25 protein-coding genes are annotated in these 24554 nt (G+C 66.9%); 19 read left to right on the plus strand and 6 right to left on the minus strand.

From position 1 onward, the window contains the following. Nucleotides 1–92: 92 nt before the first annotated feature. The 10 genes from JWN03_RS31135 (at nucleotide 93) to JWN03_RS31180 (ending at nucleotide 9338) form a co-directional block, all read left to right on the plus strand. A complete protein-coding gene (locus tag JWN03_RS31135) occupies nucleotides 93–1037 on the plus strand; it encodes an SIS domain-containing protein (RefSeq protein ID WP_297622450.1) in 945 nt (314 codons plus the stop codon). A gap of 12 nt (nucleotides 1038–1049) precedes the next feature. After that, nucleotides 1050–1988 (plus strand): ROK family protein, encoded by a 939-nt coding sequence (locus JWN03_RS31140; RefSeq protein WP_297622452.1) that lies wholly within the window; start codon nucleotides 1050–1052, stop codon nucleotides 1986–1988. Nucleotides 1989–2028: 40 nt separating this feature from the next. Then, complete coding sequence (locus JWN03_RS31145) at nucleotides 2029–3240, plus strand: N-acetylglucosamine-6-phosphate deacetylase (protein ID WP_297622454.1); 1212 nt, start codon at nucleotides 2029–2031, stop codon at nucleotides 3238–3240. A gap of 8 nt (nucleotides 3241–3248) precedes the next feature. After that, nucleotides 3249–4187 (plus strand): hexose kinase, encoded by a 939-nt coding sequence (locus tag JWN03_RS31150; protein ID WP_297622457.1) that lies wholly within the window; start codon nucleotides 3249–3251, stop codon nucleotides 4185–4187. Next, on the plus strand, nucleotides 4178–5029 hold the full coding sequence (locus JWN03_RS31155; RefSeq protein ID WP_297622459.1) for a class II fructose-bisphosphate aldolase: 852 nt from the start codon (nucleotides 4178–4180) through the stop codon (nucleotides 5027–5029). Before JWN03_RS31150 ends, JWN03_RS31155 begins: the two co-directional genes overlap by 10 nt. A 112-nt stretch (nucleotides 5030–5141) precedes the next feature. Next, complete coding sequence (locus JWN03_RS31160) at nucleotides 5142–6080, plus strand: hexose kinase (RefSeq protein WP_297622461.1); 939 nt, start codon at nucleotides 5142–5144, stop codon at nucleotides 6078–6080. 281 nt (nucleotides 6081–6361) lie between these two features. Next, entirely contained in the window at nucleotides 6362–6769 is a 408-nt protein-coding gene (locus JWN03_RS31165; protein ID WP_297622463.1) for a hypothetical protein, read from the plus strand. A gap of 99 nt (nucleotides 6770–6868) precedes the next feature. Beyond that, nucleotides 6869–7696, plus strand: coding sequence for an ABC transporter ATP-binding protein (locus tag JWN03_RS31170; protein ID WP_297622465.1), 828 nt, complete (start codon nucleotides 6869–6871; stop codon nucleotides 7694–7696). Nucleotides 7697–7746: 50 nt separating this feature from the next. Beyond that, entirely contained in the window at nucleotides 7747–8511 is a 765-nt protein-coding gene (locus tag JWN03_RS31175; protein WP_441343092.1) for an ABC transporter permease, read from the plus strand. Further along, nucleotides 8508–9338 (plus strand): ABC transporter permease, encoded by an 831-nt coding sequence (locus JWN03_RS31180; RefSeq protein ID WP_297622467.1) that lies wholly within the window; start codon nucleotides 8508–8510, stop codon nucleotides 9336–9338. The genes JWN03_RS31175 and JWN03_RS31180 overlap by 4 nt, the downstream gene beginning before the upstream one ends. A gap of 6 nt (nucleotides 9339–9344) precedes the next feature. On the opposite strand, the gene JWN03_RS31185 is transcribed toward JWN03_RS31180, so the two are convergent. Then, nucleotides 9345–9710 carry a DUF4345 family protein gene (locus JWN03_RS31185; RefSeq protein WP_297622469.1) on the minus strand — a complete coding sequence of 122 codons (366 nt, stop codon included), beginning with the start codon at nucleotides 9708–9710 and terminating at the stop codon, nucleotides 9345–9347. Nucleotides 9711–9770: 60 nt separating this feature from the next. Between JWN03_RS31185 and JWN03_RS31190 the strand changes: the two genes are divergently transcribed. Further along, the gene (locus JWN03_RS31190; protein ID WP_297622471.1) at nucleotides 9771–10379 is read left to right on the plus strand and encodes a helix-turn-helix domain-containing protein; all 609 of its coding nucleotides are present in this window, start codon (nucleotides 9771–9773) and stop codon (nucleotides 10377–10379) included. 34 nt (nucleotides 10380–10413) lie between these two features. Then, complete coding sequence (locus JWN03_RS31195) at nucleotides 10414–11523, plus strand: ABC transporter substrate-binding protein (protein ID WP_297622474.1); 1110 nt, start codon at nucleotides 10414–10416, stop codon at nucleotides 11521–11523. Nucleotide 11524: 1 nt separating this feature from the next. Here the strand turns inward: JWN03_RS31195 and JWN03_RS31200 are convergent, their stop codons facing one another. After that, a complete protein-coding gene (locus JWN03_RS31200) occupies nucleotides 11525–12550 on the minus strand; it encodes an XdhC family protein (RefSeq protein ID WP_297622477.1) in 1026 nt (341 codons plus the stop codon). 513 nt (nucleotides 12551–13063) lie between these two features. Here JWN03_RS31200 and uraD point away from each other — a divergent pair. From uraD to JWN03_RS31220, 4 genes are all read left to right on the plus strand, one after another. After that, the gene (uraD, locus tag JWN03_RS31205) at nucleotides 13064–13573 is read left to right on the plus strand and encodes a 2-oxo-4-hydroxy-4-carboxy-5-ureidoimidazoline decarboxylase (RefSeq protein WP_297622479.1); all 510 of its coding nucleotides are present in this window, start codon (nucleotides 13064–13066) and stop codon (nucleotides 13571–13573) included. Continuing rightward, entirely contained in the window at nucleotides 13570–13890 is a 321-nt protein-coding gene (gene uraH / locus JWN03_RS31210; RefSeq protein WP_297622481.1) for a hydroxyisourate hydrolase, read from the plus strand. Before uraD ends, uraH begins: the two co-directional genes overlap by 4 nt. Nucleotides 13891–14241: 351 nt before the next feature. Next, on the plus strand, nucleotides 14242–14892 hold the full coding sequence (locus JWN03_RS31215) for a 2OG-Fe dioxygenase family protein (RefSeq protein WP_297622482.1): 651 nt from the start codon (nucleotides 14242–14244) through the stop codon (nucleotides 14890–14892). Beyond that, nucleotides 14889–16121, plus strand: coding sequence for a M20 family metallopeptidase (locus JWN03_RS31220; protein WP_297622484.1), 1233 nt, complete (start codon nucleotides 14889–14891; stop codon nucleotides 16119–16121). Before JWN03_RS31215 ends, JWN03_RS31220 begins: the two co-directional genes overlap by 4 nt. 23 nt (nucleotides 16122–16144) lie before the next feature. Here the strand turns inward: JWN03_RS31220 and JWN03_RS31225 are convergent, their stop codons facing one another. Next, entirely contained in the window at nucleotides 16145–18976 is a 2832-nt protein-coding gene (locus JWN03_RS31225; protein ID WP_297622486.1) for a tetratricopeptide repeat protein, read from the minus strand. Between the two features lie 75 nt (nucleotides 18977–19051). Continuing rightward, a complete protein-coding gene (locus tag JWN03_RS31230; protein ID WP_297622488.1) occupies nucleotides 19052–21304 on the minus strand; it encodes a tetratricopeptide repeat protein in 2253 nt (750 codons plus the stop codon). Nucleotides 21305–21622: 318 nt separating this feature from the next. Between JWN03_RS31230 and JWN03_RS31235 the strand changes: the two genes are divergently transcribed. From JWN03_RS31235 to JWN03_RS31245, 3 genes are all read left to right on the plus strand, one after another. Further along, a complete protein-coding gene (locus JWN03_RS31235; RefSeq protein ID WP_297622490.1) occupies nucleotides 21623–22030 on the plus strand; it encodes a hypothetical protein in 408 nt (135 codons plus the stop codon). After that, nucleotides 22027–22278 carry a hypothetical protein gene (locus tag JWN03_RS31240; protein WP_297622492.1) on the plus strand — a complete coding sequence of 84 codons (252 nt, stop codon included), beginning with the start codon at nucleotides 22027–22029 and terminating at the stop codon, nucleotides 22276–22278. The genes JWN03_RS31235 and JWN03_RS31240 overlap by 4 nt, the downstream gene beginning before the upstream one ends. A 69-nt stretch (nucleotides 22279–22347) precedes the next feature. Then, entirely contained in the window at nucleotides 22348–22554 is a 207-nt protein-coding gene (locus JWN03_RS31245) for a hypothetical protein (protein WP_297622494.1), read from the plus strand. A 57-nt stretch (nucleotides 22555–22611) separates the two neighbouring features. On the opposite strand, the gene JWN03_RS31250 is transcribed toward JWN03_RS31245, so the two are convergent. Both JWN03_RS31250 and JWN03_RS31255 read right to left on the minus strand, forming a co-directional pair. After that, nucleotides 22612–23088: a DUF1772 domain-containing protein gene (locus tag JWN03_RS31250; protein WP_297622496.1), complete on the minus strand. Its 477-nt coding sequence runs from the start codon at nucleotides 23086–23088 to the stop codon at nucleotides 22612–22614. A gap of 112 nt (nucleotides 23089–23200) precedes the next feature. Continuing rightward, entirely contained in the window at nucleotides 23201–24346 is a 1146-nt protein-coding gene (locus JWN03_RS31255) for an alpha/beta hydrolase family protein (RefSeq protein WP_297622498.1), read from the minus strand. Nucleotides 24347–24554 lie beyond the last annotated feature (208 nt).

The following is a 24554-nucleotide window of genomic DNA, read 5'->3' on the forward strand; positions in this document are numbered from 1 at the left end:
GCGAAACCGAGGATGATGAGGTCGATCGGGTGATTGTTGTCGAATCTAACGCAGCCGTGATCGATTGTGACTGCTTTGGCTGTAAATTTGACATGAACGATCACTGGGCGCACTCTGGGCTGGTGCTGCCCTCCGCCGAAAGAACTCCCGCTACTCATCTCTCCGCCGAGATCGCCTCGCAGCCCGACAACTGGGCCGGGGCGCAGATCATCGCCGACCGGAATCGCGCGCTGTTTCCGGTATCCGGCGAAAATGTGGCCGCGATCGGTTGCGGCACTTCCCTTTTCATGGCGCGCGCCTATGCGGCGCTGCGTGAGCGGTCCGGACAGGGGCTGACCGACGCCTGGCCCGCCGGGCAAGTGCCCACCGGTCGGCGCTACGACCGTTACGTGGTGATCTGCCGCTCCGGCACCACCACCGAGGTCATCGACGCGCTGCGTGCGCTCCCGGTCGAGGCGCCGCGCACGATCATCTGCTCGAGCCCCGGCACACCCGTGCTCGCACTGGGCGATTCGATCCTCATCGATGATGTGGACGAGCAGTCCGTGGTGCAGACGCGCTTTGCCACCACCACGCTGGCCATCCTGCGCTGGAGCCTCGGCGAGGATCTCACGCCCGTAATCGCCCAGGCCCGAGCGGTATTGGCCGAGGACGCCGCGACAGCCCTCGGGGCGGTGCGATATGCGGACCAGATCACCTTCACCGGAATGGGATTCGCCGCCGCACTCGGCGAGGAAGCGGCGCTCAAGCTGCGCGAATCCTGCCAGTCCTGGACCGAGTCCTATCTGTCCACCGAATACCGGCACGGGCCGATCAGCATCGCCGCGCCCGGGCGTGCGGTCTGGGCGCTGGGTCCACTGCTGCCCGGATTCGCCGCGGATATCGCCGCGACCGGGGCGCATCTGGAACACCGCGGTATCGATCCGATGGCGGATCTCGTTCGCGTGCACCGGCTCTGTGTGCTTCGTGCGGCCGATCTGGGCCTGGATCCCGACCATCCGCGTAGCCTCACTCGCTCGGTAGTTCTCGATTCCTGAGCGGAGCCCGGCATGAACCTGCAACCCGTCATCGGACTTGGAGCGGACGCGCTCGTGCTCGGTCTCGATGTCGGCGGCACCACCATCAAGGCGGAGATCACCGATGCCGCGGGCGTCGTACTGGCCGCCGGTGATGTCGCCACCCCGCACGGCGCGGCCGCCTTCGAGTCCATGCTGGAACTCGGAGATGCGCTGCTGGACAAGCTCTCCGCGGCGGACCGGGCACGGGTCGAACGCGCGGCGGTACTGCTGCCCGGGGTGGTCGACACGGCCGCGTCGATCGCCGTGTTCAGCAGCAATATCGGCTGGCGGAATGTGGCGGTGGGAACCCGGTTCAGTGATCGATGGGGGATGCCGGTCCTGCTCGAACACGATGTGGCGGCGGCCGGCTGGGCGGAATGGCGGTTCGGCGCGGGCCAGGACCGCAGCTCCGTCTGCGTGGTGATTATCGGCACGGGAATCAGTGGAACCCTTTCCGTGGGAGGGCGATTCGTGCGCGGCGGCATCGGCCAGGCCGGCGAATACGGCCATATCGCGGTGCGCAAGGACGGCCTGCTCTGCCCCTGCGGCAATACCGGCTGCGTCGAGACCGTGGCCTCGGCCGCCGCCATCGCCCGCGCCTACGCCCGCCGTACCGGTACCGAATGCCTCAGTGCGGCAGTCGTCTTCGGCCGCCTCGCCCATGATCCGGAGGCGCGCGCCGTCATCGACGATGCCGTCGACGCTCTCGCGGACGGCCTGCTGGGCGTGATCCACGCCGCCTGCCCCGAACGGATCGTGCTCGGCGGCGGACTCGCCGGTGCGGGTGACGCCCTGGCCCACCCCCTGCACCAAGCCCTGACCGAACGCCTGCGCGTGGTCCCCGCCCCCGAGGTGGTCATCGGCTCCTTCGGCGCCCGCGCCGGACTCACCGGCGCCGCCCTCTTCGCCAGATGCGGCGTACTGGCATGAGTGCGGCGAGATCCGGCGGCTGTCCGAGTGCGGCCGGTCTATGAGCGGGACACGTAGTCGCCGGACGGAGCAGAACGAGAGCGCCGCGGGCGCGGCGGGTTTCGGCGCCGGCCTGCATATTCGGGGGCGCATTGTGTCCGCGGCACATGATGTCGCGGACGGGGTTGTCTCGGTGGAGGGCGAGCGCGTCATCGCCGTTCGTACCCTGGCCGAATGGGCTGTGACGCATCCGGGTTCGGCGGAGTTGCCGTTCGAGGGGACGCTGCTACCCGGGCTGGTGGACATTCATGTGCACGGGGGTGCGGGGCATCGGTTCGACACCGAGGATCAGGAGGAGGCGGCGGGAGCTGCCGAGTACCACCGGTCGCGGGGGAGTACCACCGTGCTGGCGGGGATTGTCACCGCCGCACCGGACGACATGGCGGCGCAGGTGGCGGCATTGCGGGAGCTCGCCGAGGACGGGGTGATCGGCGGGATTTATGCCGAGGGGCCCTTCTTGGCGGGAACACGGTGTGGCGCACACGATCCGCGCTATCTCACCGATCCGGATCCGCGGCTGGTCCAGCGGCTGCTCGCGGCTGCCGGGGGGCATCTGAAGATTATGACTTTGGCCCCGGAGCGGCCCGGATTCGATTCGGTGGCACGTCTATTGGCCGATCACGGTGTGACGGTGTCGCTCGGTCACAGTGACGCCGATTTCGCGTCCTTCCGGGAAGCCTTGCAGCCCAACGGCCTTGCGAGCTCGGTGACTCATCTCGGGAACGGGATGCCACCGCTGCATCATCGATCGGCCGGGCCGGTAGCCGCCGCGTTGGCGGCTGCGGCGCGAGGCAATGCTTCGGTCGAGCTCATCGGAGATGGCGTGCACGTCGACTCCGGCTTCGGCGCACTGGCTTTCGCCGCCGCACCGGGGCGGGTCGCGCTGATTACCGATGCGATGGCGGCGGCCGGGATGCCGGACGGAAAATATCGGCTCGGATCGCAGGATGTCCAGGTCAGCGATGGGGTGGCGCGGATAGCGAGTGGCTCCATCGCCGGTGGCACCGCGCATCTGCTGCGGTGCCTGGCCTGGGCGGTGCGCGAATGTGACGTGTCCCTGGTCGATGCCGTGCGTGCGGCCACCGCGACACCGGCGGGCATTGCCGGTCTGGCCGATGTCGGAGAGGTGCGCGCCGGGGGCTACGCGGATCTCCTTGTGGTCGATGACGATCTGACGCTGCGGCGAGTGTTGTCTCGGGGGCGCTGGCTGTGATTCTCACGGTGACCCTGAATCCCGCCTACGACCTGACCTATCGGCTCGATCGGTTCGAATACGGGGCGGTGCAGCGGGTTCCGGTGCTGATCCAGCGAGTCGGCGGTAAAGGCATCAATGTCTCGCGGGTGCTGAACGAGCTGGGGAACAGCTCCGTGGCAACAGGATTCGCCGATGATGCGTTCGCCGTCGAGGCCGCCCGCGAACTGCTCGTCGACTTCGTGACAGCGCTGCCGCGCGTCCGCCGCACCGTCGTTCTCAGTGAGGCCGACGGCACCACCACCGGATTGTGGGAGCCGGGTGCGGAAGTGGCCGATCCGGAGCGCGCCATGACGGACCTGCGCCGCCGAATAGGTGAACTGCTGCCGGCGGCGCGCGGCGTGGTGATCTCGGGTTCGCTGCCTGGAGGGCTGCGGCCGGACTTCCCAGCCGAGCTGGCGCGGCTCGCGATCGCCGCCGGTATCCCCGTCATCTGCGATGTGGACGGTGCGGCGCTGCACGCGGCGGTCCAGGTGCCCGGCGTGGTGCTCATGCCCAATACCGATGAGCTACTGGCTCTGACCGGTGTCAGCCCGCGCACTTCCGCCGAAGTGGTGGCGGTGGCGCAGCCCCTGCTGGAGGCCGGAGTCGGCGCAATCATCGCCACCCGGGGCCGCGCGGGCATGGTGGCCGTCACCGCGCCCGGCGCCTGGTCCGCCTGCTCGCCGGAAGCGGTCACCGGTAATCCGACCGGGGCGGGTGATGCCGCCGCCGCTGCCGTCATATCCGGACTGGCCGCCGGAATCGGCTGGCCCGCACTGCTTGCCGATGCCGTCGCCACCTCGGCGGCGGCGGTGGCCCGGCCGGTGGCGGGCGAGATCGACCACGAATTACGGGACCGCCTCATTCGCCAGGTTCGAGTGAAACCGGTGGGCGGGCCGACTATCCAGGAGAAGCCATGCCTTTGACGCCTGTCCCGAGACTGATCGAGCTAGCCGGGCCGGGGGGACTCGGCGCCTTCAATGTCATCACGCTCGAGCACGCGGAAGCTATCGCCGCTGCGGCCGAGGCCACCGAAAGGCCTGCGATACTGCAGATTTCGGAGAATACGGTGAAATATCACGGCGGCCTGAAGCCGCTGGCCCGCGCCTGTCTGGCCATTGCCGTGGACAGTACGGCCGATCTCGCGGTGCATCTGGATCATGCGACGGATACCGCGCTGATCCGGGAAGCGGTCGAGCTCGGGCTGAGCTCGGTCATGTACGACGGTGCGGCGCTCGAATATGACGAAAATGTCGCTGCGACAGCCGAAATCACCCGCTGGTGCCATGCGCGGGAGGTCTTCGTGGAAGCCGAACTCGGCGAGGTCGGCGGCAAGGACGGCGCGCACGCTCCGGGTGTGCGCACCGATCCGGACGAGGCCGTCGCCTTTGTCGCCGCCACCGGTGTCGGCGCGCTGGCCGTGGCCGTCGGCTCGGTGCATGCCATGTCGACTCGCGCCGCCACCCTGGACGAGGACCTCATCTCCCGCCTCGCCGCGGCGCTCGATATTCCGCTGGTGCTGCACGGGTCCTCCGGCGTGCCCGATGAGGGTCTGCGCGCCGCCGTCCGGCACGGCATGGTCAAGATCAATTACGGCACGCGCTTGAATATCGCGCTCACCGAAGCCGTCCGCGTGGCGCTGGCCGCCGCCCCCGGAGCCTCGGATCCGCGAAAGTACCTTGGACCCGGTCGTTTCGGCATTCAGCAGGATGTCGAACACCACCTGCGCGTCATTGCGGCCCGCAGCTTGCGCGCCGTGCCGAACTGAGCTGCCGACCGGCAAGCCTTCCTCGCACGAACCACCGCCTTTGCGAACCTCTTTGCTGCCCTTTCGCGAGGTTTGGGGGTTGCGTCCGTTGCTCGGACGTGGACTAGCTGTAGTGGTGATCCTCACCGTGACCATGAACCCCGCCTACGACATGACGTACCGGGTCGAGCATTTCGAGCGGGGTCGCGCCCATCGGGTGCGGTCGGTGGACCAGCGGCTCGGCGGTCGCGGCATCAATGTGAACCGGGTGCTCAATCAGCTGGGCAAGTACGCGCGCGCGACCGGATTCTCGGACCACTCCTTCGCCGCAGCGGCCGAACTGGAAATGCCGGTCGATTTTGTGCACGCGCTGCCGTGGGTGCGGCGCACCGTGGTGATCAGCGAATCCGATGACGGCACCGCCACCGCGCTGTGGGAGCCCGGGCCGCGTATCTCCGAACCGCACGCCGTCGACCAGTTGCGGGTGCGCGTGGCCGGAATGCTGTCGGATATGAGCGGCATGGTTGTCGCCGGATCACTGCCCGGCGGTGTCGACGCCGGCATGCCCGCCGAACTCGCCCGCACCGCCGTGCGCGCGGGGGTGCCCACCATCTGTGATGTCGACGGCGCGGCGCTCGAACTCTCCGCCAAGGTGCCCGGGGTGGTGCTCATGCCCAATATCGAGGAATTGGAACGTCTCACCGGGCGTCCCGCCACCACCGCCTCGGAAATCCTGGCCGCCGTGGAGCCGCTCATCGCGGACGGCGTCGGCGCCGTCATCGTCACCCGCGGTGGGCTCGGCATGATCGCCGTGACCGGTACCAGAGCGTGGTCCGCCGCGCTCCCACAAGCCCTCGCGGGGAATCCCACCGGCGCGGGAGACGCCGCCGTCGCCGCCGTCATCGCGGGCCTGTCCGCCAACCCCGCCCCGCATTGGCCGACCCTCCTCATCGACGCGGTCGCCACCTCCGCGGCCGCCGTCGTCATCCCGGTCGCGGGCGAGATAGATCGCGTCCTCCGCGACCGCCTCACCCCGACAGTCCGCGTCCGCGAACTCGAACCCGTTTCCTAGCGGCTGCAGGCGGCCCCTCGTCATCCCGGTCGCGGGCGAGATAGATCGCGTCCTCCGGGATCGCCTCACCCCGACGGTTCGCGTGCGCGAACTCGAACCTGTTTCCTAGCGGCTGCCGGCAGCGACTCTCGTCATCCCGGCGCGCTTTTGGCTGGGATCCACACCGTTGAGGCCGCACGGCAGCGGTGGATCCCGGGCCAAAAGCATGCCGGGATGACGGGGTTGTGCTGCGGCGGCGTGGTTTCGGGGTCGGGGGTGGGTGACGGGGTAAATTCGGTGGGATGTCGGACCTCCGATTGCCGCCCGATCAGGGGCCGGACCTGGACGAGACATACCGAATGCCGCGGGCGGTGCGCGCGGCACAAATAATCGCGGTCGGGATGGCCGTGGTGGGGATGCTGTGTACCGCATCGTCCGGATGGTTGCTGGGGGCCCGGTCCGCGGTTGAGACGGCCGTACCGTTCCTGCCCAGCTGGTTGCTCGGTCTGGTGGGATTGACCTTCCAGTCCGTGGGGCAGTCGGTGCGGATCGGGGCGATTCTGCTGGCCGCGCTGGATATGTTCTGGACGGTGCCGTCCATTACCGAGGGGCATCCGCCGGGGCCGCTCGGGCCCATCAGCGCACTCGCGGTGATCGTGCTGCTCTTTCGCCGGGAGGCCCGGGATTGGTTCGAACCCGCCGCTTGGTGAGGCTTCGGTAACCGCCTTCGGTGATTGCTCGTAACAAGCTCGACATTTCGTCCCCTGATTCGCAATGTCCGCGCAATTCCCGGCTCCTACTGTGGCCCTATGAGTTCGGAAGTCGGCCCAGTGAGTTCGGACGTTGCCGCCGGAGGAACAGGCATTCATATCAGCGGGTTGAGCAAGACCTTCCGGTCCGGGCGGCGCAGTGTCGCCGCGCTGGACGCGGTGGACCTGCATACCGCGCAGGGCACGTTCCTGTCGCTGCTCGGCCCGTCCGGGTGCGGAAAGTCCACCATCCTGCGCATCCTGGCCGGACTCGACACCCCGAGCGCCGGCACCGCCCGCATCAATGGCGAGACCCCGGCCGAGCTGCGGCGGCGGCACGAATTCGGGATCGCCTTCCAGGATTCGGCGCTGCTGCCGTGGCGCAGCGTGGAATCCAATATCAAGCTGCCGCTGCAGGTCGCGGGTTTGCCCGCCGATCCGAAGCTGATCGCGGACCTGGTGGCGCTGGTCGGCCTCGAAGGCTTCGAGAAGGCCAAGCCCGCACAGCTGTCCGGCGGTATGCGGCAACGAGTTTCGATCGCGCGCGCCCTGGTGGTGAAACCTACCATCCTGCTGCTCGACGAACCCTTCGGCGCCCTCGACGATATGACGCGCCAGCGGCTGAACCTGGAACTGCTGCGCATCTGGACCGAAAAGCCCGCCACCACACTGATGGTCACGCACGGCATTGCCGAAGCGGTCTTCCTCTCCGATGTGGTGGCGGTCATGAGCCCGCGTCCCGGACGCGTGGTCGAGATGGTCGATATCGACCTCCCGCGCCCGCGCACGCCCGAGATGATGCGCACTCCCGAATTCCACAAACTCTGCGATTACCTCTCCGAACTGCTGTTCGGCCGCACCGGACAGGGCGGGGTGGTCGCGGAATGATCGGCGTGGCAACGGAAGACGAGACAACACGCACCCGCGAACGGTCCGCGCTGCGCGCCCTGCTCCCCTCGACCGGGCTCGGCGGACTCACGGGGATCGTGGCACTGGTCGCGGTCTGGGCGCTGCTGGCGGCCATGAAGGTGGCCAATGGCACCATCCCGGGACCGTGGCTGGTGCTGCACACCATGTACAGCGACGGCTGGGCGCTGTACGGCCCCAACTTCCGGGTCACGGCACAGGGTGCGCTGCAAGGGTTCCTGTGGGGCAATACGCTCGCCATCGTGCTGGCGCTGCTGGTCGTGCTCATTCCACCGATCGAAATGCTGGTCACCCAGCTGGCCATCCTCAGCTACTGCACGCCGCTGCTGGCGCTCGGGCCGATCATTCTGGTGGTCTTCGGCGGGCGCACCCCGACGGTGTTCCTGGCCGCCATGTACTGCTTCTTTCCCACCATGGTCGGCGCGGTGACCGGGCTGCGATCGGCCGACAGCACCAGTCTCGATCTGGTGCGCGCGTACGGCGGCGGGCGCTGGCAGCGCATGCGGCAGGTGCAGCTCATTGCCGCGCTGCCGAATACCCTGGCGGCCTTGAAGATTGCCGCGCCATCCGCGGTGCTGGGCGCGATCATCGGCGAATATCTGGGCGGTGTCGACAGCGGTATCGGCGTGGCCCTGACCGCCGCGCAGACCTCCTACAATGTGCCGCGCACCTGGGGCATGGCCCTGGCCGCCGCCGCCCTGGCCGGACTCGGCTATGCCGTCATCGCCCTGGTGGCGCGCCTGGCGCTGCCGTGGACCCGAGCCGAGGCGCAATGAGAAACGAGCACGCCATAAAAACACTGAAGGCTTTGCAGGTGCTGCGGCCCATCGGGAAATTCCTGCTGCCACTGGTGGTTTCGCTGATCCTGCTGGTGGTGCTCTGGTACGGCTTCCTGGCGCTGTACCCGCAGGTCGGCCTGGTCGGCAAGAGTCCCGGCGATGTCTGGACCTACCTGGTGACCGGTCCGACCTCGGATACGGCCCGGCACGCGCTCTTCGGTGAAATGCGAATCACGCTGCGCGACGCCACCATCGGCTTCGCCTTCGGCATGGGCGGCGCGCTGGTGGTGGCCGCACTCTTCGTCGGCGTACCCGCCATAGCGCAGGCATTCATGCCGGTCGCCATGCTGCTGCGCTCGGTGCCGCTGGTGGCGCTCACCCCGATCATCGTGCTGGTATTCGGTCGCGGCCTGCTCGGCGTCAGCGTCCTGGCGGCCATCGTGGTCTTCTTCCCCGCACTGGTCATGATCATGACCGGCTTGCGCGGCGCTCCCCGCCAGGCCATGGAACTTGTTGCCGCATACGGCGGCTCATCGTGGACAGCCATGCGCATGGTCTCGGTCCCCGCAGCGCTCCCATCGGTCTTCGCGGCCGCACGAGTCTCGGTTCCGGGCGCGCTCATCGGCGCACTCCTCGGTGAATGGCTCGGCAGCGGAACAGGATTGGGCGCCGGCCTGATCCGAGCTATTCCCACCTTCCAGTACAACCGCCTCTGGGCATCGATCGCCTTGGTCACCGTCGTCTCGGTCTGCGCCTACGCGGTAGTAGGCGTCCTGGAAAATCTGGTCCTCGCCCGCTTCGCCCCCCAGCGCGGACAGGACTGACACCGATCATGCGGCAGCGCACAGCAAACCGGCCGCGAGCAGCTCCACACCGCAGTAGAACCAGACGGGATAGAACCCGACGGAGCGGTCGAGCACGCGGGAAATAATGCGCCCGGCGGCCATTCCGCCCAGCGCGGCGGCCACCGCGATGACCGCTCCCGTACGGATGCCACCCACATTCGCGGCCGCCGCACCCAGCAGTGCCGCGACGGCAATGCCGAATCCGCCGTACACGGCCCGGATTTCCGAACGGGCCACCGGCGTCTCGACCCGGAAACCGAAGGGCTGCACCACGGCTGCGGGTGCGGCCAGGGCATAGCCACCCATCAGGAGAAAGAACACCGCGACGGCGGTGATCAAGACGGCATCCACGAGGCCTCCCGGGCACTTGTGCACGGCCGCGACCTGCGGCCATATGCGATGATCGCCACTGTGCAGGATGTTCCGCTTCCGGAATCGTGCTATCCCGCGACGATCTGGCTCGGGCCGGGATACGCGGTCTACCTCGGCCCGTCACTGCGCCTGGATGCGCACTCCGGATCGGTGCACTGCCTCGCGGTGGGCGTCGACGCGCCGTTCACGCTGCGGACCGCCGACGGCACCGAACGGGTGGTGCGTAGTGCGCTCATTCCGCCGCGCACCACACATCAGGTCATTGCCGGTGGGGAGCGGATGCTCTTCTTCTATATCGATCCGGTGGCCATGGATCCGCGGATCGATACCGCGCTGAAGGCGATTCGCGCCGATTTCGCTGTCAACCCGACGGCGGCCGAACTCGCCGCCGCGGCGCATCTTTCGGTCTCCCGATTCCTGCATCTGTTCTCGGCGGAGACCGGGACCACTTTCCGCCGCTACCGGCTCTGGTCACGGATGGCGCACGTCGCGCGGGCCGTCAGCGGCGGCGCTGATTTCACCACGGCGGCAATCGAAGCCGGATTCGCGTCGCCGAGTCATTTCAGCGATACCTTCCACGCCATGTTCGGACTGACCGCCAGCGCGTTGCTGCCCGGGACCCGGGTGGTAGTGGAAATGCGAAAGTAAAACGATGGAAACTGAAACACCCTAGATTCGGGACATGAGTCGTACGTCTTGGCCGGTTCCGGTCTCTCCGCTGTCCCTGGATCGGCGATCCTTCTTCCGTTTTGCCGGGCTGACCGCCGGCCTGGTCGCCGGTGGCGGAGTCCTTGCCGCCTGCGGTAAGGACTCGTCCGGGTCGAACAATGGCACCACCAGTGACGGGTCGAAATACGGGACGGTGGCTGTGCAGCTGTCCTGGTTGAAGAACATCGAATTCGCGGGAGAGTACTTCGCCGATTCGAAGGGCTACTTCAAGGATGCCGGATTCGGATCGGTGAATCTGGTCGCGGGCGGCGCTGCGAGCACCTCCGTGGAGGCCGGTCTGACCACCGGCAAGATCTGGATCGGCATGTCCGCGCCGCAGACCACCGCGCCCGCGGTGCTGGAGGGCCTGAACGCCAAGATCGTCGGCGCCACGTATCAGAAGAACCCCTTCTGCATTGTCAGCTCCGCCGCGAAGCCCATCCACTCGCCGCAGGATATGAAGGGCCGCAAGATCGGTGTGCAGGACACCAATCAGCTCATCTTCAATGCGCTGCTGACCGCGAACGGCATGTCGCCGAGTGACGTCACCATCGTGCCGGCGCAGTTCGATCCGTCGCCGCTCGCCAACGGTGAGGTCGACGGCTGGGTCAGCTACGTCACCAATGAGCCGATCACCTTGGCCAGCAAGGGATTCGCCAATGCCAACTTCCTCTTCGCGGACTACGGGCTACCGCTCGTCGCCGAATCGCTCACCGTGAATCAGCGGACGATCGACAGCGAGCGCGAGAAGCTGAAGGCCTGGCTGGTCGCCGATATCAAGGGCTGGCGGGACGCGGTCGCCAATTCCGCCGAGGCGGCACGGCTGGCCGTCGAGGTGTACGGCAAGGATCAGCGGCTCGAACTCGGAGAGCAGACCAAGGAGGTCACGGCGCAGAACGGTCTTGTCGTCTCGCCGGAGTCGCAGGCCAATGGGCTGTTCACCATGTCGGACGATCTCATCGCGAAAAACATTGCGGCGCTCGGCAAGGCCAAGATCGACATCACGGCCGACAAGCTCTTCGATATGTCGATTCTCAAAGAGGTCTACGCGGAGCATCCCGAGCTGAAGACGCCGATCTCCTGATTCAGGAGACCAGCGACGAATGCTGGCTGATCGAGCCGCCGAGACTGGACAGCGGCTCGGCAGTGGTCTCATTGCGGACCGCCAGCAATTCGGCGGTGATGGACACCGCGGTCTCGGCGGGGGTGCGAGCACCCAGATCCAGCCCCGCCGGGGAACGCAGGCGCGAGAGGGTTTCGTCATCGAAGCCGCCGGCCTGCAGCGCCTCCATGCGATGGGCGTTCGCGGCCGTCGAACCCAGCGCGGCCAGGAAGCCCAGCTCGGGTAGTCGCAGCGCGATGGTGAGCAGCGGGATCTCGAATTTGGCGTCGTGCGAGAGCACCACCACCGCTGTGCTGGAGGTGATTTCCCCCGCCGCCGCCAGGGTGTTCAGATAGCGGTGCGGCCAATCGACCACCACTTCGCAGCCGGGATAGGCATCGGCATTGGCGAAGGTGGAGCGGGCATCGACAACCGTCACCCGATAGCCGAGCAGTTTGGCCTGGATCGCGAGCGCACCGGCAATCGCATTGGCGCCCACGATGATCATGCGCGGGGGCCGGGTGAACGAGGAGACGAACACATCCGAATCCGGCAGCGACACCAGCTCGGTGCCGTGCTTGCGATCGGTGATCAGATGCTGCCCGATCACATCGGCATCGTTGTGCCACACCACCGTGAACACGGTGACCTGACGCTGCGCCACCATATCGGCGGCCACATCGGGGAACTCGGGAAAATGCCTGCGTGAGAATGGTTCCGTGAACACATCGAGGGTGCCGCCGCAATCCATCCCGGCATCCAGGCCACTGCCGGGCGCGAAGCGGTGCAGCCCGCGCCGGCCGGTCCGCGCGGCCTCCAGGGCCGCCTCGTAGGCCGCGGCCTCCGCGCAGCCCGCCGAGACCGACCCGAAGGCCCGGCCCTCCGCATCGACGACCATCGCCGCACCGATCGGCAGGGGTGTGGGGCCGACCGTCCGCACCAGGGTGGCCAAGCCGCCCGTTCGCCCGCTGTGCCATACGCGTAGCAGGTCGTCGACGATATCCCGCATCTACTTGCTCCCGATCACCGTGTGCCGCACGGGTAGTCCCTATCGATCCCCGTCGCAAGGTCATCACACGTGACGCACACCATATCCGCTCTTCCGCGCAAATAAGTCCCGGCCCCAGAATTTCCCGTGGCATTCACACAAGCGCCCGCTCGGTGCTTCGGACCGAGCACAATCAAGGATGCGGTATCTCCAACAGTGGCAATCCCGCGCGCAGTAATCCCCATGCGAGTAATCCCCACCGAGGTTGTCCCCGCCGCAACTTTGTGGTGCGGGCGGACATCTCCCGTTCGCAACCTGTTCTTCCTCGTTCCGAGGGCAATGCGAGGGGTTTGCGAGACCGGGCGGATTCCCTCCTCGGCCAGCGCCTTCGGCATGCCGCAACGATCGCCGGCGCTGGTCGCCGGCACTGTCCCATCGCAGCATTCGGAGCTCATGCCCGAGAGGGTAGCGCCGCGCGCCGATATTCGCTGCTCGAGTGGCGTAGGCGGTATTCATGACCGATCCTGGAGGGTGATGACGGACAACAGGATCGGCCTCGACGAATTCGCCGCACTGCCCGAAACGGCCGCGGCAGACATGTTGCTGACATGCTGCTCGTCGCCTGCCTGGGCGCAGGCGGTGGCGGCACGACGGCCCTACGCGACCATCGACGACGTGCTGCGCGCCGCCGATACGGAGCTGGGGGAGATCAGCGAAGCCGAGATCGACCGGGCGCTCTCCGGACATCCTCGCATCGGGGAGCGGCCGGACAGCGCGAACTCGGCACGCGAGCAAGCCGGAATGGCCGATGCCGATGCCGCCGTGCGCACCGCCATTGCGGCCGGAAACCGGGATTACGAGGCAAAATTCGGGCATGTGTATCTGGTGTGCGCCACCGGGCGGACACCGGAGGAACTGCTGGAAGTGCTCACCGCTCGTCTCGGGAACCAACCGGCCATTGAAAGGCGCATCGTGCGAGAGGAATTGGCGAAGATCAACCGGATTCGGCTGCGCCGACTGCTGAATACGGGGGTAGCGGTATGAGCTCGCTGAGTACCCATGTGCTCGACGCCGTGCGGGGCACACCCGCCGCCGGGGTCGAGGTGACGCTGTTCGACTGGGGCGGCGACGAATTGGCGTCGGGCCTCACCGATGCCGACGGGCGCATAACCGGACTGGGCAGTGAACTGTCGATCGGTGACTACCGGCTGCGCTTCGCGACCGGCGCGTACTTCGCGGCGCAGGGCGTCGACGCCTTCTATCCCGAGGTGAGCATCGCGTTCACGGTCGCCGAGGAGCGGCATCATCACGTACCGCTGCTGCTCTCGCCCTTCGCCTTCTCGACCTACCGGGGCAGCTGAGCCGCCCTCGCCGCCACCCGCTCAGGTCATCGATGGCCGAATTATGGTGCACGACGCTGTGATTCGCGCCTACGGCGAGGCGGCCACCGGCGTGGCGGTCGTTCGCGCTCGAGCTGCGCTGATCGCAGTCGCGGAGTAGTTTCGCAGCTGTCAAGGGGCGCAATTGCGCCGCGACTCGAATATGGCGAGACCGGCACCGTCGATATGGCACAATCCGACGTCGTTGTGCCCGTTCATAGCTGTGCCCCTGCCCGGAGTCGACCAGGAAAGGAGTCTCCGCTGGGTACCGACAGCGCTGCCTCGCATGTAAGCGCCGCGCAGCCCGGACTGCGGAAATCCGGCTATGCCCTCGTGGCGCTGCGCGATCACCTGACACCGGACGAGTTCGCCATCCTCGCGGGCGTCTATGAGCGCGAGCTCGCGCTGGACGAGTGGCTACCGCTGCGCAGCCGCACGCGTCGGCGCGCCTATCAGCGATTCGCACTGGCGGTCGGGGAGTTGACCTTTACACCCGACACCGATCCGGGGCCGTACATTCAATCGATGTCGGTCAATCCGCTGCAGGGAGGGATTGAACGGGTATTCGAGCTGATCCCGCCCGAGCATCCGGTCACCGCGGTCACCGCCAAGATCGCGGGCGTCGTGGCCGAATCATTGCGCACCGCAGGTGTTCTGGATGCGGTACGGGCGCCCGAAGTCGAAGTGGACATCCACTTCATCCGGATCTCCGCCCCGGGTGAGCCCGCGCCGGAGGGCGTTCACCGAGACGGCCTTCTCGGCGGATCGGTGCATCTCGTCCACCGCGAGAACATGGCCGGCGGGGTGTCGGAGGTCTACGAAACGCCCGAACAGCGCCTGGACAGTTTCGAATTGGCCGAGCCGATGGATTCCTTTCTGTTCGATGACGCCCGGGTGCTGCACTACACGCATCCGATCGCTGCGGCCGATCCGGAGCGAGCCGCCCACCGCGATGTGCTGCTGACCGGATTCCGTGAGCCGTGACCGCCCCGATCGACCGCTTTCTCGGCAGCCTCGACGGTCTGCTCGCCATAGATGAACTCGTGGAAATCGCGACCGAACTGACCGCTGTCGAGTCTCTCACCGAACAGGAGACGCCGCTGGCGGACCGGGTGCGAGAACTACTGCACGACAATGAGATAGCAGCTGACCTGCAGGAGGTGCAACCGGGTAGGTCGCAGACCATCGGATGGCTCGGCCCGGAGCAGGGCCGTCCGGCGCTGCTGCTCAATGGCCATCTGGACATGGATCTGCCGCCGGATTTCGGGGGAGCCGATCCGTACGCCGCTCGCCGGGAGGGTGACAGACTCTACGGCGCCGGTCTGCACAATATGAAGAGCGGTCTGGCGGCCATGATTGCCGCATCTATCATGGTGCGCCGCAGTGGGATTCGGTTGAAACGCCGCCTGCTACTGGAGTTCGTCGTCGGCGAGCTGCAGGGCGGAATCGGCACCCGCCACGCGCTGGCAGCCGGCCTCACCGCAGAGGCCGCGGTGGTGCCCGAGCCGTACTCGGTGCGGCGGGTTCTCACCCGAACCGCGGGCGTGTACAAGTTCGCGCTGGTAGTCCGTGGCCGCACCGCCCACACCAGCCGGCATGCCGAGGGTGTGGATGCCTTCGCCGTCATGCGCACGCTGCTCGATCTGTTCGATGACACCGATCTCGGACTGCGCAACAGCGATTTTCCGACATTGCCGCGCCATCAGCATGCGAGCGCCCTGATCGGGCGGGGTGAGGATCACGATCCGGCGAGCATCAGCTACAGCGCGAGCAAGGCCACCGTCCTCATCGACCTGCGTTATCCGCCACCCTATGAGCCGTTGCATGTCACCGCCGCGCTCACCGGATTCCTGCACCGCGCCCGAGCGGCGTTCCCGCACGCCGTGATCGGCCTCGACCATCCGCCCGATCCGGTGCACCGGGTCGGCGGAACCGATATGCCGCCCATGGATGTCTCACCTGATTCCGCAGTCGTGCAGGATATTTCGAGACTATTGCCGTTGGTGTCCGAGTTCGTCGTGGAGGAAACCGGCTTGGCGCTGCCGTACTCGTACTGTGGCAACGACACCACGCATCTTTCCCGCGCGGGCATCGAATGCTGCCTGTTCGGGCCGCGCGGATCGGATTCGGATACCGAACATCACGTGCTGATCAGCGAAATGGCCGCCTGTGCAAGAACTCTGGCTGCGCTGACCGTACTGCGCTGCGCCTGAGGGCGTTCAGCGACGGGGATGGTTCAGCAGCCGAGATTGCGGAGCTCTTCCTCGACGTGCCCGGTCAGGGCGAGCTGTAGCTCCTTGCAGATCCGCAGGGCGCTCCGCAGCTGTTCGCACGCCTCCGTGCGGCGACCCTGGGCCGCGCCCACCCGGGCGATATTGTGCAGCGCGTCTGCCTCGCCTTGCGGGTTGCCCACATGACGGGCAATCGCCAGGGAAGCCTCGTAATAGTCACGGGCGTTTTGATATTCGCCGATCTGCCGCTCGAGATGTCCGAAGCCCCGGAGTACCTCCATCTCGCCGAGCGGATCGTTCACCCGCTTCGCCAGCCTGCCGGCCAGGTCGAAGGCGCTGCGTGCCGCCTCGGTATTGCCCGCTTCACGCTCGATGTTCCCGAGACCCCACAGCGCCCAGCCCTCGCCGTACAGATCGTGGATCCGGCGCGAAATGGCCAGGGCCTCCGCGAAGTACTTGCGAGTGGTCTCCGGGGTGCCGATCATTCGCTCGGAGTGGCCGAGTCCGCGCAGCGCATCACCCTCCATCTTCCGGTAGTTGAGCGCGCGGGCGATACGCAGCGCATTCACATAGTGCAGGCGTGCGGTTTCGTGATCACCGTGCAGCCGCAGTGATTCAGCCAGTCCCCACTGCCCGTTGCCGATGCGTTCCGGATCGTCGAGGTCGACGGCGATGGCCAGTGCCTCCCTCGAACACGACTGTGCGGCAGGGTAATCACTGATCATGCGGGCTGCCCGGCTGAGCCCATCGAGGGCATCGCATTCGGTCGGCTGGTGCCCGATCGCCCGGGAGGTCTCCAGCGCCGCGATGAAGTCCTCGCGGGCATCATCGTGCCTGGCGGTGATCCACGCTAATTGCCCGCGTTCACACAGCACTTCGGCGAGGCAACGGTGGTCCGGCTGGCTCGCCGCCAGTGCGTGCGCCGCCGCAAAACTCGCCTCGGCGCGTTCGTGCCGGCCGCTGAGCCGGTCCACCCGTCCGAGTCCGGTAAGGGCCCAGGCCTCGGCCTGTTCGCTCCCGGTCGCCCGGCCGATCCGCAGCGAGCGTTCGTACAGCTGATACGCGGCCGACCAGCGACCTCGGCCGCACAGATGGGAAGCCAGCAACCGTGCGAGTTCGGCACTGTCCGTGGTCGCGTCGGCGTTTTCGACACAGCCGACCAGCAGCTCCCGCTCCTTGCTGATCCAGGCCCGCGCACGGGCTCCGTCCATCGGGCCGACGATGCGGGTGGCCGCATTCTCTTGGCCCGGAATGCTCGTACGGCGAGCGATGGTCAGGCCGAAGGCGACCAGTCGGTTCATAGCGACGGGTAGGTCGTCGTCCGGAGCGGCGAGACTTCCGGCGTACCGCTTGGTCATATCGTGCATGCGGTAGTGCGATCCGCCGGGCAGCGGATCGAGCAGACCGGCCTCGAACAGCCTGCGTATCAGCATCTTCGCGCGTCCCACCGGCACATCGGCCATGGCAGACAGCGGTTCCGCACTGATCTCCGGCCCCGGGAACCATCCCAGCAGGCGTACCGTCCGTTGCAGCTCGGGGTCCTCGAGCCGCTCGTACCACTTCTCGAAGGTGGTGCGCACCGATTCCTCACCGGCTGCGAAGCTGTCCAGGAAGGTCTCGACCAGATTCCGATTCATACTGTCGGCCAGCGGCCCCCGGCGCATCTCCGCGGTCAGGGCCGTCAGATCGGCGGCACTCGACGCCAGCATTCCGGCGTCATGATGAGCAAGCTGACTACCGAAAAGCTTGAGCGCCAGCGGTAATCGGCCCGATGCCGCCACGATGCGGCCGACCGCGTCCCGGTCGTATCCACCGGGATCGAGGTTGGCGAATTTGACCAGCAACTCCTCCGCCTCGTCCGCGTCCATCACGTCCAGGTGCATGGGCCGCACTACCAGCCCCATCAGTCGGCTGCGGCTGGTGATCAGCACGAACGAACCAGGTGAGCGAGGCAGCAGATCCCGCACCTGCGCGGTGTCGGCGGCATTGTCGAACACCAGCAACATGCGCCGACGACTCATTGCCTTGCGCCACTGCGCGGCCCGGCGTTCCGGGTCGGTCTCGATCGTCACCCGCGGCACATCGATCTCCAGCAGTAGTCGCTCCAGCAGGTCCGCGGTACCGCGCGGTTCCCGGCCCGGCGTGAATCCGAAGAGATCGACCCAGACCTGACCGTCCGGATACTGCCTGCCGTACTCCGTCACCGCCCAGCGGGCGAGTGCCGTTTTACCTACGCCAGGGGGTCCGTCTATGACGTGCACCAGGTCCGCACCTCGGTGGAGGTGTTCCCGCACCCGCCGTGCCAATTCGGCGCGCGCTGGCCAGCGCCCGGTGAAATGCGGTACCTCCGGCGGTAATTCGCTCTCGAAGCCGGTCGGGCGCTCCATCGACCGCTGCCCGGCCGCACTGCGGAATTCGCGACGCTCCGACTCCGGCATCTGTTCCAGGTCAGCCACGTCCACGAGCTGATCCCAGGTCGTTCCGTAGATGACGGCGAGCGTCCGCAGCGCTGACAGGGTGGGGCGCGGGCTCCTCGCTCGTGCCGTGCCGTCCCGGGCGAAAGGCCAGCGTTCGTACTCCGAGATCCGGCTTGCCCGCATGGCGAAACTATCCGTGAGAGCGTTGAATTGGTCGGCCACTTCCGGCTGGGTCAGATCGTTGGCATAACGCCACGCGGCCCGGGGTCGGTAGCCGCGCTGGCGTAACTCGGCGGCCAGCGGTTCCACGAGCTGCCGATCGGTGAGACCGACACCCAGCAGTTGGTCTCGGATGCGGCGGCGCTCGTCAGCATCAGCGGCGCGGTACAGGCAGTCGTCACAGGGCTGACTTCTGCGCATCGCACACCTCCCGCTTATGATCCAATCTACTTGGTAGCAGCCAGAATTCGAATCGATTACGCAGTGGTCGACGGCTCACGGATCCAATTCCAGCGTGTGTAGCGCCTCGCGCACCTGATCGGGGAGCTGCACATTGCGCTCCGCGCATATCGCCACCGCTTGGATCAGGTCGGACCGCACCCGGTCGGCGACCCGCATACCCATGCTCTCGTAGCGCGCCAGCGCCTTGGCCAGGAAGTCGCAGACGCGCCACTCGGGGCCGACCTCGGTGACGATGGCCGCCAGTGCGTCGAGGGCATCGGCTTCGCCGTGTGGGTCCCGATTGCGGCGGGCGATATCCAGTGAGCTGGAGTAGAACTCCTGGGCCGCATCGAGATTGCCGGTGTCGCGCGCGAGGTGGCCCAGGGCGCAGAGTGCGTCCGCCTGCAGCAGTGCGTCATCCAGCTCCAGTGCGATGGTGTGCGCATCGGTCAGCTGGGTGCGCGCGGTTTCCAGATCGCCGGTATCCCTGGTGGTCAGGCCCAAGCCCCAGAGCGACCAGCCCAGGCTGTAGCGGTCACCGATGTGGCCGGCGATGCCCAGCGCGCCGAGGTAGTGGTCGCGGGCGGGATCGGGTGCGCCGCGCATCCGCTCGATATGGCCGAGCCCGCGCAGTGCGAAGCCCTCGAACTTCGGATTCCCCAGTCGCTGACCGATCTCCAGCAATTCGAGGTAGGCGTGCCGCGCCCGTTCGTAACTGCCGATATGCCGGGTGACCTCGGCATAACCCCAAAGGGCGGCCGAGGTCCGCAGCTCGTCCTCGAGCTCGTCCGCAATGGCGCGGGCCTCCTCGAAGCATTTGGACGCGGTGTCGTAGTCGCACGAACGGCGATGCACCGTGCCCAATTCGTAGAGGATGTCGCACTCCTCGGTGCGATCGGCGGTCCCGCGGGTAATGGCCAGCGCCCGCACGAATAACCAGCGCGCATCCGACCAGTAGCCCGACTTGGACAATTGCGAACCGAGCAGTCGGGCGAGCTCACCGGTCTCGACGCCGGACCCGGCCGCGCGAATACAGCCCAGCAGCATTTCCCGCTCCCCGGTCAACCACTCCGTGGCGGCCGCTACCGCCGGGGTGGCCGGGTCGGCGCGCGACGGATTCGGGAAGCTGCCCGCCATCTCGTACGGCAGCTGGATACCCACCCGGCGTGCGATCACCAGGCAGTGCCGGACCAGCCGGTCTATCGCCGCGGCATGTTCACTCGACGGATCCTCCATATCGGCCTGGGCTCGCGAAAACAGCCTTGTCACATCGTGAATGCGGTAGCGCTCCGGCCGTGGCGCCCGGGTCACCCCGGCCGGTTCCGGCAGTCGTTTGGCCCGGTCCAGGAAGCCCACCTCGGAGACCCGGTTGATGAGAGTGCCCGCGGTCGCCTCGGACACCGCGGCCATGGGAGCGAGGGTCCCGGCGGTGATCTCCGGTCCCGGGAACCAGCCGAGCAGGCGCACCACCCGCCGCAGCTCCGGATCCGGCAGGCGCTGATACGACAATTCGAAAGCGGCGCGCAGGGTTTCGCCCTCCGCGGCGAAGCGGTCCAGAATGTGATCGGCCACCGACTCCAGCGCCGCCGGATCGGCGGGCGCCTGCCGTAAACCGTCTGCGAGACTGTCGAATTCGGCCGCCAGCGCGGCAAGCATCTCCTCGCCGCCGTGTGCGATCTGACCGCCGATCAACCGGATGGCCAATGGCAACCGGCCCGCCGTCTCCAGAATTCGCCGGACCGCGCTCACGTCGTAATCTGCTGGCAGATGGCTTAATTCGAGGAACAGTTCCTCGGCTTCGCCCATGGTCATCGCATCCAGCTGCACCGGTGAGGCCGCCTCCGCCAGCCCGGTAAGCCGGCGCCGGCTCGTAATGATCACCAGGCAATCCCGTGATCGGGGCAGTAGTGGGCGCACATGCTGACTGTCCAGCGCATTGTCGAAGACGATCAGCACTCGGCGACCGCGCATCTCGTCGCGCCAGCGGTGCGCGCGACGTTCCAGATCGATCTCGATGATCTCCGGCGCCACCCCGATCTTGAGCAGCAATTGCTCCAGTACATCAGCGGCCGTGCGCGGGGACCGACCGGAGGTGTGGCCGTGCAGATCCTCCCAGATCAGCCCGTCCGGGTAATGCTCGGCATGCGCGTCCACCACGCAGCGCACCAGCGCCGTTTTACCGATGCCCGCCAACCCGTTCACCACATGCACCGCGGGACCGTTGTGCTCCAGATGCCGTTGGATGCGCTGCCGAAACTCCGCCACCTGCCGCTGCCTGCCCACGAACGGAACCATGTCTCCGGGCACTCCGGCACCTCGTGCTCGCGGAGCCCGGAGTCGAGTAAAATACGGCGCAGTTCCTTGCGTGCGTCTGCCCCATACGCGCCGGATTCACTGTTCTGTGACACAGTGCCCCTCCCGCTGCGGTAGTCCGTAGACCCGCCCCCGCCGATTGTGAATATTTCCTTGGTACCGCGCATGTTTCGGCTGGTCAAGGACCTGCGGTATGCCAAGAAATCCAGCAAACCGCTGGGATCGTCGAATAGCGGCCGCTGTCGCCACAATTGATCTATTCGACAAGGACCTGAACGGGGAAAGAGGTCCTGGCGGTAAAGGATTGGATCAATGGCAATTATTTCTGCTGAGGGCTGGCTCATCACCAGTGATGTGGCTCGCGAGGTCGCATTCCGGATCGATGTGCCTGAGTCGTACAAGGGGCGGTGGGTACTTTCCTATCTGCCTACGCACTACCGGCTGGACCGTGAACAGGCGGTCGCCGGTATCGCGCTGGCAGAGATGATATTCGTCGAACTGCTAAGTCCCGGTGGGGAATTCGATGCCGAGATGGCCGCGCTGAACGCGGCGATTCTCGGGGTCCCGCTCATCGACGTCATGTGCTTGCTCGCGCTGCGACAGGGCGGTGCGGAGGTCGAGGAGCCGACCGGGTCCTGGCGGAATCCGCAGGGGCGCTGCGGGTCTCCGACAGTGACCAGGCAGGAGTGCGAGCACGGAGGGAAGGAGGTGAAGCGATGATCTTCGAAATCGGATCCTACATGGTCGTGGTGCCCTTTCCGCGGTTCCACGCCGGCTGGTTCGTCGGATTGTTCTCCGCCGTACTGGTTTTCGGAGTGATCGTCATGCTGGTGGTCGCCACCAGCTGCGGCGATCACATCTCGACCGAACCGGGTCCGGGAGCCGGCACCGCTCCGACGATGGCGCTCGACTGCGCACCGTTCTGCGGAACCTCGCCGAGTGCGCCGCCCGTGCCCGCGGCGAGCTGATCGGCGCCATTGCGCGCCGGTCGGTCGCATCTTGTTTCCCGTCCACCATGGTTGACCAATGGAGTTCACATGGCTACCCAGCACAATTCAACAGAAGATACGGGACCGCCCGGTCCCATCCAGGCTCCACTGCTCGCCGTCGCGGTGAGTGCGGCGCTCGCCATCGGGACCGGGCTGCTGGACAGTTGGCCCGCGGCGGTGACGGTATTCCTCACCACCATGGGGCTGTTCGGGGCGCGCGGCATACGCCGGCGCTCGGGTCCTGAGGAGCAGTGACCTCCCGAATCGGCCCCGCACCTGTTGGTGCGGGGCCGATTTCGGGACTGCCGCGGATCAGAACAGCGCGATCGAGGCGGCGAGGCCGGTGAGGGCGATCGCCTGGAGGGCGACGCGGTAGGGGAGGATGCTGTCCCACTTGTCTTGCAGCGCACGGGCATTCGCGGGGATGATGCCGGACTTGGCGGCCGCGGTCTGGGCGGTGTTGACCGGCTTGGCGATTCGGACGTAGAAACCCAGCCAGCTCAGCAGGGCCACGATGGCGATACCGGCGGCGATTGCCGCGCCGACCTGACCGGAGACCACGGCGGTGACCGTGGTGAGCACGGCGGTGATGACGCCGCCCGCGCCGAAGATCGGCATGCGCTTGTCGCCGTAGTAGTGGCCCCAGCCGGAGGCGATGGTCACCTGCGCATCGTCGAAGTGCTTGTTGACCGAGCGGGTGATGGCGGTGGCGCAGATATCGGTGCCGTAGACGGCGCCATTGGCGAGCACAGCGGCGATGGCGAGGATCTGGCCGGTGGTGGTGAGCATCTGGTGCCTCTTCCTACTGAAATCTAGCAGCGCTAGGAACTGAAGCAACCATAACAGTGGCGCAGTTAGTTTGTCTAGCGACGCTAGATTTCAGTCGGGAGGAGGGCGCTGATCAGGAGAAAAGGTTGCGCACGAACGGAACCGAGTCCGGCAGCGAGGCATTCACGGTGCCGTCGTGAGTGGTCGGATAGGTGTGCAGGGTGACCGGCTGACCGTTCGCCTGCAGCTTGGCCGCGAACGCCAGCGTCGCCGGCATGATCACATCGGTGTCGAGCAGACCCTGGCCCATGAACAGCGGCTTGTCGTAACCCGATTCGGGCAGGCCCATGACCCGCGAGAGCATGCCCTGCAGATCCGGGATCTGCGACAGCGGCCGCGAGAAGAGATTGCCGACCACCACATTGTTCGCGGTCAACTCCTCGCCGAGCGATTCCAGGCAGGAGCCGTTGGCGCGATCGAGCCAGTAGCGGCCCGAATCATTGAGGTAGGACTCGATATTCAGCTCGGGATAGGTCGCGCGCAGGCCATTGAGGATGTACAGCACATATCCGGTGCTGTGCGCGGGCAGCTTGACCGGCGGCACGCCCGGCCCCAGCGGCAGCAGAATGTCCTCGATATAAGCCGGTACGCCGGTGCCGACGCCACCCCGGTAGTCCAAGCCGGGCCCGCCGAATTCGGTCGCGTAGCGCGCTGTCACGACCGCCGCACCGCCGCCCTGCGACTGGCCGACCACCACCCACTTCTTCGCCAGCGAGGAATAGTGGCTGGTCGCGGCCTTGACCGCATCCACCACGTTGTGCGCCTCGACCGTGCCGTTGAGGTACGGATGATCGCCCGGCGTGCCCAGTCCCGCATAGTCGGCGGCGACAATCGCGTAGCCCTGGCTCAGCCAGGTGCCCAGGTAGGCCCAATCGCGATCCACCGCAGCCGGTCCGGCGATGGAGTACGCGCACTGATCACCGAGTCCGACCGTGCCGTGCGCCCAGGCGATGACCGGCCAGCCTCCGGCGGGCGCCTCGCCGGGCGGGAAGTAAACGGCGGCACTCGTGGTTGTCGGCTGGTCGTTCGCGGTGGTGCTGCCGTACAGAATGCGTTCGGAATGCGCCGAGCCGGGCAGCACGGCGGCGGGCGCCAGTGGCTCGACGGAAGTCACCGTGCCGATCTCGCCGGCCGGGTCGGCGACCGCGTGCGGCGCGCCTGCCAGCACTGCGATCGAGGTGGCGGCCAGGGCCGTCGTGGACATCCATCGTTTCCGCATCCGTGTCTCCTTTGGTTCTCTGACGTCGCACCTAGCCTGGACGCGTGCCCAGATTAGGGCCTTATCGGTACCCCGGGTGTCTGGCCCCACACCTATCAAGATCACAATCGAATGTGAAGGTGCTCACAGCTCGCCGGACATCGGCGCGTCGCGTGCCGGTGGCCCTCGTCACCCAAACAGTACGGGCGTTATGCAAAACTGCACGTCA

This window comes from Nocardia sp. (genome assembly GCF_025465275.1).
Taxonomy (GTDB): Bacteria; Actinomycetota; Actinomycetes; order Mycobacteriales; family Mycobacteriaceae; genus Nocardia.

Excerpts from the sequence above, each read along its gene's own strand:
- JWN03_RS31135 (WP_297622450.1), top strand. The coding sequence starts at position 93 with ATGAACGATCACTGGGCGCACTCTGGGCTGGTGCTGCCCTCCGCCGAA.
- JWN03_RS31140 (WP_297622452.1), top strand. The coding sequence starts at position 1,050 with ATGAACCTGCAACCCGTCATCGGACTTGGAGCGGACGCGCTCGTGCTC.
- JWN03_RS31145 (WP_297622454.1), top strand. The coding sequence starts at position 2,029 with ATGAGCGGGACACGTAGTCGCCGGACGGAGCAGAACGAGAGCGCCGCG.
- JWN03_RS31155 (WP_297622459.1), top strand. The coding sequence starts at position 4,178 with ATGCCTTTGACGCCTGTCCCGAGACTGATCGAGCTAGCCGGGCCGGGG.
- JWN03_RS31165 (WP_297622463.1), top strand. The coding sequence starts at position 6,362 with ATGTCGGACCTCCGATTGCCGCCCGATCAGGGGCCGGACCTGGACGAG.
- JWN03_RS31170 (WP_297622465.1), top strand. The coding sequence starts at position 6,869 with ATGAGTTCGGAAGTCGGCCCAGTGAGTTCGGACGTTGCCGCCGGAGGA.
- JWN03_RS31180 (WP_297622467.1), top strand. The coding sequence starts at position 8,508 with ATGAGAAACGAGCACGCCATAAAAACACTGAAGGCTTTGCAGGTGCTG.
- JWN03_RS31195 (WP_297622474.1), top strand. The coding sequence starts at position 10,414 with ATGAGTCGTACGTCTTGGCCGGTTCCGGTCTCTCCGCTGTCCCTGGAT.
- JWN03_RS31200 (WP_297622477.1), bottom strand. The coding sequence starts at position 12,550 with ATGCGGGATATCGTCGACGACCTGCTACGCGTATGGCACAGCGGGCGA.
- uraD (WP_297622479.1), top strand. The coding sequence starts at position 13,064 with ATGACGGACAACAGGATCGGCCTCGACGAATTCGCCGCACTGCCCGAA.
- uraH (WP_297622481.1), top strand. The coding sequence starts at position 13,570 with ATGAGCTCGCTGAGTACCCATGTGCTCGACGCCGTGCGGGGCACACCC.
- JWN03_RS31225 (WP_297622486.1), bottom strand. The coding sequence starts at position 18,976 with ATGCGCAGAAGTCAGCCCTGTGACGACTGCCTGTACCGCGCCGCTGAT.
- JWN03_RS31235 (WP_297622490.1), top strand. The coding sequence starts at position 21,623 with ATGGCAATTATTTCTGCTGAGGGCTGGCTCATCACCAGTGATGTGGCT.
- JWN03_RS31240 (WP_297622492.1), top strand. The coding sequence starts at position 22,027 with ATGATCTTCGAAATCGGATCCTACATGGTCGTGGTGCCCTTTCCGCGG.
- JWN03_RS31245 (WP_297622494.1), top strand. The coding sequence starts at position 22,348 with ATGGCTACCCAGCACAATTCAACAGAAGATACGGGACCGCCCGGTCCC.
- JWN03_RS31250 (WP_297622496.1), bottom strand. The coding sequence starts at position 23,088 with ATGCTCACCACCACCGGCCAGATCCTCGCCATCGCCGCTGTGCTCGCC.
- JWN03_RS31255 (WP_297622498.1), bottom strand. The coding sequence starts at position 24,346 with ATGCGGAAACGATGGATGTCCACGACGGCCCTGGCCGCCACCTCGATC.